General features: G+C 66.5%; 12 protein-coding genes. 3 read left to right on the forward strand and 9 right to left on the reverse strand.

Translation table 11 applies throughout. The features are described from left to right. The first annotated feature begins 2 nt into the window (after positions 1–2). Entirely contained in the window at positions 3–701 is a 699-nt protein-coding gene (locus HMPREF3113_RS16295; protein WP_070473994.1) for a pilus assembly protein, read from the forward strand. A 70-nt stretch (positions 702–771) separates the two neighbouring features. Continuing rightward, positions 772–6,048 carry an ESPR-type extended signal peptide-containing protein gene (locus HMPREF3113_RS16300; protein ID WP_083298834.1) on the forward strand — a complete coding sequence of 1,759 codons (5,277 nt, stop codon included), beginning with the start codon at positions 772–774 and terminating at the stop codon, positions 6,046–6,048. A 120-nt stretch (positions 6,049–6,168) separates the two neighbouring features. On the opposite strand, the gene HMPREF3113_RS16305 is transcribed toward HMPREF3113_RS16300, so the two are convergent. Further along, positions 6,169–8,508 carry an ATP-binding protein gene (locus tag HMPREF3113_RS16305; RefSeq protein ID WP_167390379.1) on the reverse strand — a complete coding sequence of 780 codons (2,340 nt, stop codon included), beginning with the start codon at positions 8,506–8,508 and terminating at the stop codon, positions 6,169–6,171. A 389-nt stretch (positions 8,509–8,897) separates the two neighbouring features. Between HMPREF3113_RS16305 and HMPREF3113_RS16310 the strand changes: the two genes are divergently transcribed. Beyond that, positions 8,898–9,143, forward strand: a complete 246-nt coding sequence (locus tag HMPREF3113_RS16310) for a hypothetical protein (protein ID WP_019184591.1) — start codon at positions 8,898–8,900, stop codon at positions 9,141–9,143. A gap of 4 nt (positions 9,144–9,147) precedes the next feature. Here the strand turns inward: HMPREF3113_RS16310 and HMPREF3113_RS16315 are convergent, their stop codons facing one another. From HMPREF3113_RS16315 to mdcC, 8 genes are all read right to left on the reverse strand, one after another. Next, on the reverse strand, positions 9,148–9,867 hold the full coding sequence (locus tag HMPREF3113_RS16315; RefSeq protein WP_070473998.1) for a GntR family transcriptional regulator: 720 nt from the start codon (positions 9,865–9,867) through the stop codon (positions 9,148–9,150). Positions 9,868–9,942: 75 nt separating this feature from the next. Further along, positions 9,943–11,286 (reverse strand): SLC13 family permease, encoded by a 1,344-nt coding sequence (locus HMPREF3113_RS16320; protein ID WP_019184589.1) that lies wholly within the window; start codon positions 11,284–11,286, stop codon positions 9,943–9,945. 87 nt (positions 11,287–11,373) lie between these two features. After that, on the reverse strand, positions 11,374–12,291 hold the full coding sequence (gene mdcH / locus HMPREF3113_RS16325; protein ID WP_070474000.1) for a malonate decarboxylase subunit epsilon: 918 nt from the start codon (positions 12,289–12,291) through the stop codon (positions 11,374–11,376). Next, on the reverse strand, positions 12,288–13,151 hold the full coding sequence (mdcB, locus tag HMPREF3113_RS16330; RefSeq protein WP_070474002.1) for a triphosphoribosyl-dephospho-CoA synthase MdcB: 864 nt from the start codon (positions 13,149–13,151) through the stop codon (positions 12,288–12,290). The genes mdcH and mdcB overlap by 4 nt, the downstream gene beginning before the upstream one ends. Further along, positions 13,148–13,786: a malonate decarboxylase holo-[acyl-carrier-protein] synthase gene (gene mdcG, locus HMPREF3113_RS16335; protein WP_070474004.1), complete on the reverse strand. Its 639-nt coding sequence runs from the start codon at positions 13,784–13,786 to the stop codon at positions 13,148–13,150. Before mdcG ends, mdcB begins: the two co-directional genes overlap by 4 nt. A 3-nt stretch (positions 13,787–13,789) precedes the next feature. Next, on the reverse strand, positions 13,790–14,494 hold the full coding sequence (gene mdcE / locus HMPREF3113_RS16340; RefSeq protein ID WP_070474006.1) for a biotin-independent malonate decarboxylase subunit gamma: 705 nt from the start codon (positions 14,492–14,494) through the stop codon (positions 13,790–13,792). Beyond that, a complete protein-coding gene (locus HMPREF3113_RS16345; protein WP_070474008.1) occupies positions 14,485–15,381 on the reverse strand; it encodes a biotin-independent malonate decarboxylase subunit beta in 897 nt (298 codons plus the stop codon). The genes mdcE and HMPREF3113_RS16345 overlap by 10 nt, the downstream gene beginning before the upstream one ends. Then, positions 15,378–15,698 carry a malonate decarboxylase acyl carrier protein gene (mdcC, locus tag HMPREF3113_RS16350; RefSeq protein WP_019184583.1) on the reverse strand — a complete coding sequence of 107 codons (321 nt, stop codon included), beginning with the start codon at positions 15,696–15,698 and terminating at the stop codon, positions 15,378–15,380. The genes HMPREF3113_RS16345 and mdcC overlap by 4 nt, the downstream gene beginning before the upstream one ends. Between the last annotated feature and the right edge of the window lie 7 nt (positions 15,699–15,705).

The following is a 15,705-nucleotide window of genomic DNA, read 5'->3' on the forward strand; positions in this document are numbered from 1 at the left end:
CGATGAAGCCTCTCATTCGTTGCCTGCTTCCCTTGTCGCTGCTGATGGCGATGCCTGCCCACGCCAATCTCACCGTGCACCCCATGCGCACGTCGGTAGACGTGAAGAAGGGCGCGCAGATCCGCATCTATTCGCAGTCCACCCTGCCGCAGTACGTGCAGGCCTCGATCAAGCGAATCGTCAATCCCGCCGGTGCAGAAGAACACGAGGTCGAGGTCGAGCCCGGCGAAGCAGCCATCGCCATCACCCCCGGCAAGTTTGCGCTGGCCGGTGGTGGCAATCGCCTGATCCGGGTGATTCCACTGCAGCCGGTCGAGAAGGAAACCGCCTACCGCGTGTATTTCGAAGGCGTGCGTGGCCCTGACGTCATTGAGCGCGCAGACGAGGGCGAGCGCGCGCAGGCGAATGTCGGCGTCAGTCTGATATGGGGCGCACTGGTCAATGTGCTGCCCGCGCAGCCGGCCATGGCGGTGCAGGTGGAAGGAAACCGCCTGCGCAACACCGGCACGGTGCGCGTGGGCATCACCAGCATCGCCGACTGCGATGGCGCGCGCTGCACGGCGCACGACGTGTCGCGAAGCCTGTATCCGGACAGTGCGTTGGAACTGCCATTCCCCGTACAGCCGGGACACACGCTGCAGATGCGTTACCGACTGACCCGCGATGGCTATCGCGAGCATGTGCAGGCATTGGCTCCCTGAACCCCTCAGGCCGTCGTGGCGCAGTCCCGCCGCGACGGCACTTCTTCGTTTCCCTTGTTAAGGAGTTTTCATGAACAGGATTTACCGTCGTCTTTGGTCTACGGCACGCCAGTGTTGGGTGGTGGTCAGTGAACTCGCGAACAGTCGCGGGAAGCGATGCCAGTGCACTGGTACTGCGTTGGCTGCGGTTCTCTTGCTGGCCCCACCTCTTGCGCGGGCTTCGTCGGACAAGGTAGATGAGGAAGATGCGGTCAGCCGCAATCCAGTCCTCGAACAGGCTCTCCAATCCAGTCTGCTGCTGCAGGCGTTCCAGGGCGCGCGCGCGGCAGGGGTTTCGCCGCTCTCTGCCACGCCGGTCTACCAGGCAGCAATCGTCACCGATCCATCCTATGGAAACTCCACCGTGAGTGGCGACCAGCTGCTGATGCTTGGCTCACGCTCCTCATTGAATGGCACTGGCGGGGTTGCGTACGGAAACCTGATCAGCGCCACCGGCAACAACGTTGTGGCGGTGGGTTACCGGGTCAAAGTGACAAATGGCGGATACGCTACAGCCGTGGGTGCCAATGCCATTGCTGATGGCGTGGGAACCACTGTGTTTGGCAACCATGCAGAGGCCTATACAACCAATTCCGTTGCCGTCGGCAGTGGAGCACGAACCAATAACGGCGCTGGCATCTCCAGGATCGCAATCGGTGGGGATGCTTACGCCGGCTCCAGCGGCTGGACCGGCGCCATTGCGCTGGGGGGAGACGCCAATGCAAGTCACGACAGCGTTGCAATCGGCTATGGCGCAAGAACCACACAGAGTGGCTCGGTGTCCTTGGGGAGAGGCTCGGTTGCCAGTCAGGCCAATACCGTATCTGTCGGCAACGACACTACGAAGCGCCGAATCGTCCATGTGGCCGATGGCAACATCAACGGTACCAGTACTGACGCGGTAAACGGCCGACAGCTGCAGACGGCAAAAAATGATATCAAGACGGCCGCGGACGCTGCCGCCGGCGCGCAGCGAACAGCCAATACGGCCAACACTACCGCTACCACCGCCAAGTCCACTGCAGATCAGGCCTTGGCCAATTCGCGTGTGGTTACCCAGGCATCGGCCAGTGGCAGCGTACGTGTGGGCGGCGACAATACCGGCACCACTGTCAGCTTCGCCAACAAGAACAATGCAACGCGCTACCTCAATGGAATCCGCAACGGAGCGCTGAGCGCCAGCAGTACCGATGCGGTTACCGGACAACAGCTGTTTGCCACCAACTCCAATGTAACCAAGGCCCAGACCACGGCTGACGCGGCGAAGACAACTGCCACGGCAGCGCAGTCCACGGCCAACACGGCCAACACCAACGCCAACACGGCACTGGCTAAAGCCAATACCGTAAGCGGGCTCGTCAGCCAGGTTTCCGCGACCGGTAATGTACGGCTGGGCGGTGAGAATACGGGCACTGTTCTGGATGTCCGCAACAAGTCCGATGCTGTTCGCAGTATTACGGGCCTGAAGGATGGGACACTGAGCTCAACCAGTACCGAGGCAGTGACTGGCAAGCAGCTCAACGCCACCAATGCCAATGTCAGCAAGGCGCAGGCTGCAGCCGATGCAGCGGCTGCGCGGCTGAATGCCAGTGCCGTGGCACTGGGCGCGGGAGCTGTCGCGGAGCAGGCCAGCTACGGCATCAGTACTGCGCTGGGCAACAACGCCAAAGCCTACAACGGCAAGAGCGTCGCCATGGGCGCAGACGCTCGCGCGACGGTGGATGACGCAGGTAACAAGATCAGTGGCAATGGAGGTGTGTCCATCGGTGCTGGCACCCGCAGTGGCAACGGTGCGGTGGCCCTTGGATTGGATGCCGTCGCAACGGGTGATCGAGGCGTTGCAGTCGGTCATGAGGCATCCGGCAAAGGCATGCACGCAACGGCGCTGGGCTTCCAGAGCAACGCGTCGGCCAACCAGGCCACGGCGGTCGGGCGTGGCGCCGTAGCCAGCAGCCTGTATGCCTCGGCGGTGGGCAATCAGGCGAGTGCTACGGCGCAGAGCGCGTTGGCCCTTGGTGATCGGGCCAATGCGACGCATGCGGGCGCGGTTGCGCTCGGCAATGGCTCAGCCACGACTGGGACCAATCAGGTCTCGGTGGGCAATGGCTCGTTGAAGCGCAAAGTGGTCAACGTGGCCGACGGCGCCCTGAGCACGTCCAGCAGCGAAGCGGTGACCGGCAAGCAGCTGCATGCCACCAACACCAGCGTGGCTGCTGTGAAGGCGACCGCGGACGGTGCGCAGGCGCGGGTGGCGGTACTGGATGGCCTGGTGGGGCAGGTGTCGGCAAGCGGCAACGTGCGCCTGGGTGCAGACAACACCGGCACCGTCGTCGACGTTGCCAACAAGGCCGGTACCAAGCGCAGGCTGCAGAATCTGGCCAATGGCGTGCTCAGCACGTCCAGCACGGATGCAGTGACCGGGCAGCAGCTCAATGCCACCAACAGCGAAGTGACCAGTGTGCGCACGGCCGCTACTGCGGCGAAGACAGCGGCCGACGCTGCCCGTGGCGTAGCGGATGGTGCTGTGCAGAAGGCTGATGCCTTGGGCGGACTGGTGGGCCAGGTATCTGCCGGCGGCAATGTCCGCCTCGGTGCAGAGAACAGCGGCACCATTGTGGATGTCGCAAACAAGAGTGGTGCCAAGCGGCGCATCTACAACATCGCCAACGGAGCGTTGAGCGCGGGCAGCACGGATGCGGTGACCGGACAGCAGCTGTTTACAACCAACGCCTTGGTGGAGACACAGCGACAGGCCTTGGCCGGGCATGCGCAGCAGCTGACGGATCACGACGGACGTATCGCGGACAATCGGGTCGGGCTGGATGCTCTGCGTGCGGACTTCGATAACTTCGATCCTGATCTTGATGGCGTGGTGAAGTTCAGTGCTGATCGCGGCCTGGTGGATATGGAGGGCGCGCGCGTATCGGGTGGAGCAGCGGGGGATATCAGTTCTGCGACCAGTACGGATGCGGTGAATGGTGGGCAGTTGTTTGCGACCAACTCTCGCATAGGAGCGCTTGAGTTGAAGGATCGCTTGGTTGACTTCGGCAAGGAGCTTGGAGCTATGGAGGCAGAATCCGGTCTGTTTGGCGTCGCCCTTGGAAATGGTGCGCAGGCGTCGCTCCGTACAGAGGGAGGGACTGCAGTTGGCAGCTACTCAACTGCATTGGCCAAAAATTCGGTCGCATTGGGGCGTGGCTCGCTAGTCGAGGAAATTGCTGAAGCGGGTTTCGCGCTTGGTGCTGGCGCTTCAGTTGCTCAGGATCATGGCGTCGCCTTGGGGTCATACTCAGAGATAAGGGCTGGTGCCTTTAACTCGGTTGCACTTGGTGCAAATTCGATCGCCGAGGAGGAGCGAGTGGTATCCATAGGGAGCTCAACCCTGAAGCGCAGGCTTACGAATGTTGCGCGGGGTACCTCCGGTGACAACGCCGCAACCATCGCGCAATTGAGCGAGTCTGTCTCTGCCCTCGGTGGAGGTGCCGGCGTCGATTCAAACGGCAGCGTTGTTGCTCCTGTCTATGGAATGCAGGGCGGAACGCAGAATAACGTCGGAGACGCTTTGGCCGTCCTGGATGGCGCAGTGGTCAGAGTTGATAGTCGCGTAGAGAACATCGAAAATCATTTGCGCGCGACGTTCCAGCAGTCACCCTCAACTAGAGTGGATGGAACTGGTCAGCTGAATCTGGCAGGTGCGCAGGGCATGGTTCTGTCGAACCTTGCTGATGGTCGTATTGCCGCAGGGAGCCGTGATGCCGTAACCGGCAATCAGTTGTACGCCGCAGAGCAGAAGATCTCGCAGAATCGGAATGATCTGGAGGCCATGCGCAGGGAGCGGGAGATGGGTGAGGCGGCGATGCGTGGACGGGATGCGAGCGTCATCGACTATGGTGGCGCGCGCTTGACTGGTGTGGCTGAGGCGAAGCTGTCGGTTGACAGCGCGGACGTTGTGCGCGGTAGTCAGCTGTTCCGGACCAATGAGGTGGTAGCTAGTTTGGCTGATCGTTTCAACAACGTGATCGTGGATCACGATGACCTAAGTACTCCGGCTGAGGCGGCGTTCCTATCCGTGGCCGTTGGTGGAGACACTCGGGCTTTGGGGGAAGGATCGACTTCAGTTGGTAGCTATGCATCTTCACGTGGTAAGCAATCCACCGCAATTGGATACGGTGCGCACATAGCTGCCGATGCACTTACCGGGGTTTCGCTTGGCCAAGCCGCAGGCGTGTTCGCAGATTGGGGTGTTGCTCTGGGGAGTTACAGTAGGGTAGCTGTGGGGGCAAGATTTGCCGTTGCTGTGGGTGCGCAGTCGATCGCTGAATCCGAGATGGAGGCTTCATTCGGTAACATGTCGTTGAAGCGACGCCTCACCAATATTGCCAACGGCACCGCCAACCACAACGCAGCCACCATCGGCCAGCTCCGCGGCGCCCTGTCCGCCCTCGGCGGCAACATCGACGCCAACGGCAACGTCACCACTCCCGGCTTCAACATCCAGGGCCAGCACCAGAACACCGTCAACGACGCACTCACCACCCTCGACTCCGCCGTAGTCACCACCGGCTCCCGCATGGACCGCGTCGAAACCCAGCTCCGCTCGGTCTTCCAGGAAGCGCCCTCCACCCGCAGCGACGGCACCGCCCAGCTCACCCTGGCCGGCGCCAACGGCATGGTCATCTCCAACGTGGCCAACGGCCTGATCGCGGCCGGCAGCCGCGAGGCGGTCAACGGTGGCCAGCTGCACGCCGTGCAGCAGCAGCTCAATGGCCGCATGGATGGGCTGGAGCAGCGCGTGGATGGCCAGCCGCAGTCGCGTGCGTTGGCTGCGGCTTCGGCCGCACCGACCGAACAGGTCACGCCAACGCCGGAGGCCAGCGATTCGCCGCAGGTGGCCTCGGCAGGCGAGGGCGCGTCGCCCACGCCGCAGCCGAAGTCGAAGAAGGACGACACGCCGTCGCCCACGCCACAGGTCGATACCGCTGAACTGGAGAAGATGCTGGCCCGCGCCAACGAGTACACCGATGGCGCCATCAGCAACTTCGAACGCCGCCTGGACAAGATGGACAAGCGCTTCAACCGAATGGCCGCGATGAGCAGTGCGCAGACGGCCATGGCCATGAACACCGCTGGCTTGGCCACCTACAACCGCCTCGGCGCGGGCGTGGGCTATGCCGAGGGTGAGTCCGCCATGGCGGTGGGCTACCAGCGCGTGCTCAACGACAAGGGCTCAGCCACCTTCAGCCTCAATGGTGCGTTCACCAACAGCGGTGAGCAGAGCGTGGGCCTGGGTGTAGGCATCGGCTGGTAATCGTCCCCTCCCATTGCAGGGAAACACCGGCGCTCCCCGGTCCGTCATTGCGGACCGGGGAGTTTCTTTTTGTGTCGTGGCGTGCGGGCCCGGGCGGGCAGATGCCACGCCGCCGTGGGCTCAGGCGCCTGGGTCCATCTGCGCCAGCAGGCGGTCCATCTCGTCCAGGTCCGCGGCGCCCGGGTCGCCGTTGATGGCATGGTGCTTCAGGCAGCCGTCGATCTGGTCCAGCGTGACCAGCGTGGCCGCATCCCCGACCATCGAGGCCGCCCCGCGGATGCGGTGGCTCATCGCCAGCGCCCGCCGCCATTCGTGGGCCACGATGGCCTCGCGCAGTGCGGCAATATCCCGGGGGATCTGCGTGCGATACACCGCCAGCACATCCAACGGCGTCGCCGCCGCCGGCCGCAGGGCCCTGGCCGGGTTCATGGCCGTGCAGTGCGTGGCCACATCGAACGCAGGCCAGTCGATGGGCTTGCACAGGGTCGCCGCGATGCCGGCGGCCCGGTAGCGGGGTGGACGGGTGACGTCGGGTGATGCCGAGATCGAGACCACTCGGGCGCCCAGCCACGCGCGCGTCCGCTCCAGGGCGCGGATCGCCTCGATTGTTTCCAGGCCGCTGGCATCCGGCAGTGCATCGTCCAGGGTGATCAGGTCGAAGGGGCCGGCCTGCGCCAGTTGCTGCAGTGCCTCATGGCGACTGGTGGCGCCGCGCACCTCGAACCCGCGCTCGCGCAGCCGGTGGCTGATGACGTCGGCGATCAGGGGCTGGTCTTCGATGACCAGGGCGCGCGCGGGCCGGTCGTTGTGGTCGGACAGGTGGCCGGGCAGGGCCGGCGCCGGCTCCGTGCGCCGCTGCGCGGGCAGGGTGGCAGTGAAGGTGGACCCCACGCCTGGTTGGCTGCGCACGGTGATCTGCCCGCCCTGCGCCGTGGCGATGCGGCGGCACAGGGACAGCCCCAGCCCGGTCCCGCCGCGCTGCCGGCCGTCGCGGGTGGTACTGAAGGCGCCGAAGATGTCGTTCAGATCTTCGGCGCTGATGCCTTCGCCGGTATCACTCACACGCAGCACCATCCGGCCGCGCTCGCCCACGCCCGCCTCGAATCTCAGGCGCACCGATACGGTTCCGGCATCGCAGAACTTCACGGCGTTGGAAATCAGATTGCTGGCGATGTGGCGCAGGGCGCGGGTGTCGCAGCTCGCGTGCTCCAGCACCGGCTGGTCGAGATCGAACAGCAGGGCGGTGCCCTTGGCCGCGGCCACCGGCCGGGATGCGCTCAGGCAGCCGGCCAGTACGGTGGCCGCGCCGGGCTGCCACTCCACGGGTGCATGGCTGTGGCGATCCAGGAACATGAATTCCAGCGCATTGGCCAGGGTGTGGTGCAGCGAAGAGGTGGCCGCGCGGGCGGATGCGATCACGGGCGCGGCGGCCGGGGTGGGGACGGTGGATTCAATCAGGTCGATGGCGGAAATGACCGAGGCCACGCCATTGCGCACTTCGTGATTGACCAGGGTCAACATGCGCGCCGTGCTGGCCTGCAGCGCCGCGGTCGCCCGCGCATTGCGGTAGGCCTGGATGATCACGAAGGCCGCACCAAGGATGGACAGCACCAGCACGATGATCGGTGTGCGATAGAAAGAGAGGACGGCACGGAGAGTGGGAGGCGAGCGATACAGGGCATCCATCCACCGGCCGACCAGATCCTGCTGGGTGTCCAGCGGCAACGAGCGGAACGCCTGATGGGCCCGGTCCATCTCGGCGGCGCGCGCAGGATGGGAGGCGACCCGGATTCGCACGGAGGGGCCATCGCTGGCCGGATGCACCGCCAGCGTGGTGCTGTTGCCCCGGCGTGCGAGTGGAATCAGGATGGCGTCCATGCCCAGCGCCGCGTCCACGGTGCCGCTGTCCACCGCGGCCACCATGTCTGCCGCGGCAGGCAGTGGAAACACCTCGATCGCGGGGTGGTGAGCGGCCAGATAGCCGTGGTACTCCCCGTTGCCGATCACCGTGACACGCTTGCCCTCCAGGGCGGACAGGGCCCGCACGGGGGAGCTGCTGCGGGTGAGCAGGACCGAGTCGCCGGCATAGAAGACCGGTGAAATCACCGTGGCCGTGGGCAACAGTGCCGCGGTGCCCGGCAGCGCGAACGCCAGCCCGTCCACCTCCTGCTGCGCAAGCAGGCCGAGTGCGTCGCTGAAGGTGGTGGCCCCGGCCACCTGGATCTTGATGCCCGAGAGCGCCTCCACCGCCTCCACGTAGGCACGTGCACCGCCCAGCGAGGAAGGCCCGCCCAGCCCGTACGGGCCGCCCAACTGCGGACCGGCGGCCAGCACGAAGGGCGGCTGCCGATCCGAATGAGCGGGGAACAGCGTGAGCAGCAGCGCCCCGGCAGCGAGGAGGATGGTCGCCAGCAGGCTGGCCTGCAACGCGACCCGACGTTTACCCGCGATGTTTTTCATGTAAGTACGCTCGCACCCGATCCACGCACAAGAACGGCACCGGCAAGGCGCCGACGGTGCTGTGGAAGCTGGTGCGCGCAGCCACGAATCCAGCCTTGCACGACACCAGGAGGCGCTCAATGTGCGTTTCCGACGATGGGGTGTCGTATCCGGCACGAGGCGCTGGGTCTGCGCAGTGCGTCTCGCAGGCCTCCACGCGCCCTTCACGGCGATTGGCTCGATCGGCATGGCAGTCGAAGCTCATCAACGTGCATCGCGCAGCTGGCGACGATGCGATCGGTCAGCTGCCTGCATCACCTTGGACACTCGCACCGTCCTCACGATCGTTCCACGCGTTGCTGCGTGTGCGCCACCTAAGCTGGCATTCCCGTCGCGAAGTTTCTTTTCCCATGACCACAGCACTACATGATCTGGACGCCCTTGAACCCATCGATATCGATGCGCTCAAGGCACAGGGTGTGCCGCCGGTCGCCCAGTACCTGGTGGACCAGGAAAAATTCGTTCTGTTGGGCGGCAAGCGCGGCATCTACCGCTTGGCCGGCGCCGATACGGCGTGCTACTTCACCAGCCTGGACCAGATCCGGCTTCACCTGCTGGGGCAATCATTGACGCGGCTGACGGTGGAGCTGGCCTGAGCGCTCAGATCCCGCCATGGCGAGGCAGCGGCGCAGGCACGTTCAGCTGGCCACCGGCGGCCACATAGGCCGCCAGTGCTTCGCCTTGACTGAGCAGATGGCGGTTCATCATCTGCTCGGCGGCTTCGGCATCGCGGTTGCGGATGCAGGCCATCAGGGCGCGATGCTCGGCCAGTGACTGGGCCATGCGGCCCGGCGTGAGCAACTGGCGGCCGCGATGCATCTTCAGGATGCGGTGCAGGTCGTGGGTGACGCGGATCAGCCACGGGTTGCCGGCATGGGTCTGCAGACTTTCGTGGATCAGATAATTGTTGCGGTAGTACTCGGCCAGATCGCCCGCGGCTGCAGCGACTTCCATGGCATCGTGCAGCGCCTGCAGCTGGACCACGCCCGCTTCATCGATGCGCTTGACCGCTTCATGCACGCAGCGGCCTTCCAGCATGGCCATCACCGGGAACAGCTGGTTGAGGTCTTCCAGGGTCAGCCGGGTGACCCGGCTGCCGCGGCCCGCATCGAGCTGCACCAGGCCCTCAGCGGCCAGCAGTTTCAGGCTCTCGCGCAGCGGGGTGCGGCTGATGCCCAGTTCTTCGGCGAGCAGCGGCTCGTCGATCCATTCGCCCGGTGGCAGTTCGTAGTCGTAGATCTTCTGGCGCAGCCGCTCGGCCACTTCTTCATAAAGCGGCACGCGTTTCTTCGACAGGCGGGGACCAGGGGCCAGGGGCATGGCAGGGCTTCATGGACAGGTGTGCAGCATTCTACCGGGTCACGGCGGGCCTGCCGGTGCAGGCCCGCCGTGTGCTTACATCCAGCCCGGCACGACGAACAGCAGCCATGCCAGCAGCGGACCGAACGCCACCACCAGGCCGCTGTAGACCAGGAAGCGGCGGAACAGGGCTTCGCGCTCTTCCTTCGCCGCCGAGGCAACCACCAGCGCGCCATTGGTCGAGAACGGGCTGACGTCCACCACGGTGGAGGAGATCGCCAGCGCGCAGATCACACCGGCCGCGCTCAGATGCCCCTGCATCAGGAACGGCACCGCCAGCGGGATCGTCGCACCCAGCACCGCCGCAGAAGAGGCGAACGCTGAGACGATGCCACCGACATAGCAGACCAGCAGCGCGCCCAGCAGCGGAATGCCGATCGCACCCACGCCATGGCCGATGTAGTCCACCGCGCCGGCCTGCTGCAGCACGGCCACGTAGGTCACCACGCCGCTGATCAGCAGCACGGTCGACCAGCTGATGCCATCCACCGCGCCCTTCTGCGAGTTCGGCGAGAGCAGGGCAAGCACCACCGCGACGGTGATCGAGACCAGGCCGACGTTGAGGTTGTAGACCAGGGCCGCGATGCCGAGCCCGAGCAGGCCGATCAGGGTGAACACGCGCTCGCGGTTGATGCGCACGTCATCCAGCGCATCGGGATCATTGGAGAGCGTGCCACCGCCGGCCGAGACCAGGGCGCCGTGACCTTCGATCGCAAACTGGCGCGAAGAGGCCTGGCTGCCGGCGACCAGCGGTTCGGTCGCCGTTGGTGCGCGACGCATCAGGGCCAACCCGCCAAAGGCGAAGAAGCAGATGATGCCCATCAGCAGGTTGAAGCCCAAGCTGGTCAGGAACACCGCCATTTCCGTGACTTCCAGGCCGGCCTTCTGCACCACTTGGTTGGTGATGCCGCCATACACGCTGATCGGCGAGAAGCCACCGGCCTGCGCGCCGTGGATCACCAGCAGGCCCATCATCAGCGGGTTTATCTTGTACTGCTTGGCAAAGCGCAGCGCGACCGGGCCGATGATGGCCACCGCGGCCGGGCCGAGCGCGCCGAAGGCGGTCAGCACGGCGGTGACCACGAACATCACCCACGGTATGGCGACGATGTGCCCACGCACCGCCTTGACCGCCCAGTGCACGAGCAGATCGATGGTGCCGTTCTTCTGCGCGATGGCGAACAGGTAGGTGATGCCGACCAGGGTCAGGAACAGGTCGCCCGGGAAGCCGGCCAACACTTCCTTGCCCTCCATCCCGACGAACAGGCCGCCGATGATGAAGGCCAGCGCGAATGCCACGGCACCCATGTTGATGGGCAGGGCCGTGGCCACGATGAACATGATCACCAAGCCGATGATCGTTGCGATTTGCGGACTCATGCGCCCTCCCGAGACACTTGATACGCGTGCAGCATGATGGCGACCCGCCACCCGGGGACTGCTGGTGTTACACCTTTGCGTGGCCCCTCATGCGCGTGCGCATGCGGCGTCCACCCATTCGCGCACGCCCTCCAGCGTGCGGAAATCCTCTACCGAGCGGGCCTGCAGCTGCGGATGCAGCTCGCGTACCCGCCGGCTCAGCGCCGAGCCGGGGCCCAGCTCCAGAAATACTTTTCCGCCGCGCTCCACCGCCTGCGCCAGCACCTGCTGCCACTGCACCGTCCGGGCGATCTGCGCGGCCAGCGTGTGCACCACACGTGCGACATCGACGACGCTGCTCCCGTCGATGCCGGCGAGCAGGCGCAGCCGGGGCGGCTGCAGTGCGGTCTTACCCAGGACCGCTTCGAACGCCTGCGCTGCGGGCGCGAGCAGCGGGGTATGTGCGGGAACATCCACCGGCAATGACACCGTGCGTGCACCGTGCCGGACGGCCGCGGCGGCGGCGGCCTCCAGCGCGCTGCGCAGGCCGCCCAGCACCACGTGGTCCGGGCCGTTGACGATGGCGAGATGGACCGCGTGCTCGGCGCACAGCAGGGCGATCTCGTCGGCCGCCAGGCCGATCACCGCGATCAGGCCGGCGTCGGCCGGCGAGGCGGCGTCCATCAGCGCGGCGCGGCGGGCAGCCAGGTGCAGGCATGCAGTGCTGTCGAAACTACCGGCGATGGCATGCGCGGCCAACTCACCGGCGCTGTAACCGGCCACCGCCGTTATGGTGGGCAATCGGTCGCGTAACGCGGCCCAGTGCGCCAGCGCCGCGGCGCAGACGAGCGGCTGGGCGAGCGCGTTGTGGAAGCGGTGTTCGTCTGCGGCAAGTGCCTCCACCGGCGTGCCCAGCATCGCACTGGCCTGCGCGAGGATGGGCTGGGCACGGGCGTCCTCGCCAACGCGCGCGAACATCCCCGGGTGTTGGCCACCCTGGCCCGGGCAGAGCAGGACCAGGCTCATGCGTGCGCCTGCAGGTGCAGGAACCACGTGCAGGCCAGCAGATCGGCGCTGCCGCCGGGGCTGAGCCGTCGCTGCTCGAATGCGTCACCGATGGCGGCGACACGTTCGGGCCAATCGGCCTGCTGGACACCGCCTGCCGCGAGGAAGCCGCGCGCCTGGTGCTGGGCGAACGCCAGCCCGGCCTCACCCCCGCGGTGCAGGAGATTGAGATCGACCGTGTGGGCGATCAGCGTCATCAGGGTTTCCACCTGCGCCGCTTCGGCATCCTGGGTGGCATCCAGCACGCGTTGCAGGGTCGGCAGGGCCAGCGCGTGCAGCAGCGGGTACCCTGCGGCCGCCTGTTCGCGGACACCCGGCACGGCGTGCCGCCGGCGGGCGCGTTGGCCGGGGCTGTGCGGATTCAACGGGGCCTCCAGCAGCGCCGACCGCCACTGGGCGACACCGCGACATACCGCCTCGCCCGACGGTGCGCCTTCGCCGCTGGCGCGAAGGCGGGCGGACTGTGCGACCAGCAGGCCCAGGCTGAAGATCGCCCCGCGATGCGTATTGATACCGCCGGTGGCGCGCAGCATCGCGGCTTCGGCGGCGATGCCGAGCGTACGCAACGAGGCGAACGGCACTTCGCTGCGGCCCGCGTGCGCGATTGCGACGAAGTAACCGCGCAGCGCGAACAGGCTGCGCAGGAAGGTGCCCGCATCCATGTCGGTGTGACTGCCGCGACTGAACGGCGTGACCAGGCCGGGTTTGGGCGCGCAGGCAAGCTCGGCGTGCAGACTGGCGATGGCCAGGCGGCCGAGACGACGCGCATCGGCAGAGCGGGGCGCAGCGGTGGCCGGCAAGGGCAGCCGAACGGCGTTCATGCGGCGACCTGCCAAGCGGTGAGCGCCTCGCGCGGCACCAGCGAGCATGCATCGTTGCCTTTGACCATCAGTCGCGCGGCGCCGCTGGCGTACTCGCGCCAGTTGACCGCACGGTCACCCGGGAAGCGCAGTTCGCCGTCCAGCCGCGTGGGCGATCGCCGCTCGCAGTGCTGCAGCACGGCGACGATCGTCTCGGCCTGCCCGGTGCCGGTGACGTCCCAGAGCAGGTCAAGATCCGAGCCGTCATGCAGGTAGCCCAGGCCGGTCAGGTGCTGCCACGCCGCGCTGCCGAACACGCGCGGTGCTACCGGTAAGGTGGCCGTTTCGGTGGCAAGGCCGTGCAGCCGGTCGCGCCATCCCGCGCCGATATCCGTCGCGACCTCGGTCAGCAGCGGCGGTGGCGCGCTGCGCAGGACGGCGGACGGATCAACCCGCAGCGACAACCGCTGGCGGTGCTCGGCCAATGGCAGGGGAACGCCCAACCGCAGCTGGTGTTCGTCGCTGGTGGGGTCGCGCCGCGCCACCACGAAGGGCAGTCGCGCCTGTGCCCATGCCCGCAGCCGCGTCTCGGCGCCCGCACTGAGAACCTGCCACGGTGCCTGCGGATCGAGCCAGACCAGGTCGTGACGGCGCATGGCTCAGACCTCGCCTGCGGCCACGGCGGCAGCGACGTCGCCGGCGAGCAGGCGACCGCCACGCGCCGTTCCGCGTTCCCTGCGCTGATCGCCGGTGACCGGCGCCTGCAGCGCTTCGACCAGCGCCTGTGCAAGATCGCCCTCCCAGACGGCCTCCACCGCACCCATGCGCACGTAATTTTCAACGCCCGGCGCGAATACCGGCGAGCTTTGGCTCAGTGCCTGCAGTTTCTCAAGCGGCTGTTTGGTGACGCGCGCCATCGCGCGCAGATCCATCACGCGCACCTGCGCTTCGGGCAGGGCGTAGATGCGGTCGGCCATGAGCCCGAACGAGAGGAAGCCGCCGCTGACCGATTCGCCATAGACCAGACTCACCAGCGGCGCGCCACGGCGGCGGGCCAGATCCAGAGTGCCGGCCAGGTGTGCGAAGTAGCTGTTGATGCCGAGCATTTCATCGCGGCGTGCCAGGCGCTGGCCGGCGGTATCAACCAGCATCACGATCGGCCGCTGCGGATGCGCGCGGGTACTGGCGAGCACGGTGGCAGCCAACGCCAGTGCGTGGTCGACGCCGACCTCCAGCTTGTTCGCGGTACCGATCACGGTGACCTCGCCCACTGCAGTGGTGGCGGTGCCGCCCAGCACATCGTCGTTGCGGGTGACCGCGTGACCCCGCGGGAACAGTGCGTCGAGCAGGGGGGTCAGTTCCATGGCACGCTCCGGTTCCTGGCCGCTTCCAGGAAGTCAGCGGTTTCCAGCAGCGGCAGTTGGTCGGCATCGGCGATGCCCTGCAGGCGCCAGACCTCCAGGCCATCGCGGCAGCCCCCGTAGGCGTTGATACGTGCATCTAGCCGCGTCTGCGCCTGCTCAAGGGCCTGCAACGGGTCGTCGGCCTCGGTGTGGGTGTCGATCAGTGACAGTGCCGCCTGACCAAAGGCGTCGATGCGGTCCGGCACCAGCTGCACGGCATCACCGATCAGGTAGCGGTGCTTGCCGCCGGTGACGCGCCAGACCAGGGCGCGGTCGCGCGAGTCGAACTCCTCCACGCCACGCACGGTCTCGATCACTTCCGGGCCGGACAGCGAGAGCCGGCCTTCTTCGGACATCACGACCGCCGTGCAGCAGCGGGCGACGATGCCCATCCCACCGAAGGCGCCGTTGCCGCTGCCGATCAGTGCAAACACGGGGATCCCGGCGGCACGCGTGGCCAGCACCGCACGCATGATCTCGGAGATGGCCACCAGGCCGGCGTTGGCCTCATGCAGGCGGACGCCGCCACTGTCGAGCAACAGCAGCACCGCATCCGGACGTACCGCGACGGCACGCTCCAGCAGCCCGGTGAGCTTGGCGCCGTGTACTTCGCCGACGCCACCGCCCATGAACTGGCCTTGCTGCGCCGCGATCAGGACAGGACGACCGCTCAGGCTGCCGGCGCCGACCACGATGCCGTCATCGAATGCACCCGGCTGATCCAGCTGCGCCAGGTGCGGGCTGATGATGCGGCGGGCCGGGCCGACGAATTCGCTGAAGCTGCCTGCATCGAGCAGGCCGGCGATCCGCTCGCGGGCGTCTGCTTCGTAGAAACTGTGACTGCTCACGAAGCGTCTCCTTCCTGCAGGGTTTCCAGTGCCTGCTGCAGTCGCAGGCTGACCACCGCCGGCGTGGCACCGGCATCGTTGATCGACAGGCGCACGTTGCGCAGCGGATGCCGCGCGGCGAAATCTGCCAGCACCGCCTGCCAGATCGTGTCGAAGCCGGTGGCCGAGGTGATCACCTCGATCTCCATCGCGCCATCCAGCGGGGTAGGTTCGATCAGCACTTCAAGGTTGCCCGAGGCGACCACGCCGACCAGCGCGTGATGGTCGCGCTCGGTGAGATCGTGCTGCCCGGGGAAGCGATAACGCAGGGTTTCCATGGCGTGC

It is taken from the genome of Stenotrophomonas sp. HMSC10F06 (assembly GCF_001807865.1).
Lineage (GTDB): Bacteria > Pseudomonadota > Gammaproteobacteria > Xanthomonadales > Xanthomonadaceae > Stenotrophomonas > Stenotrophomonas bentonitica_A.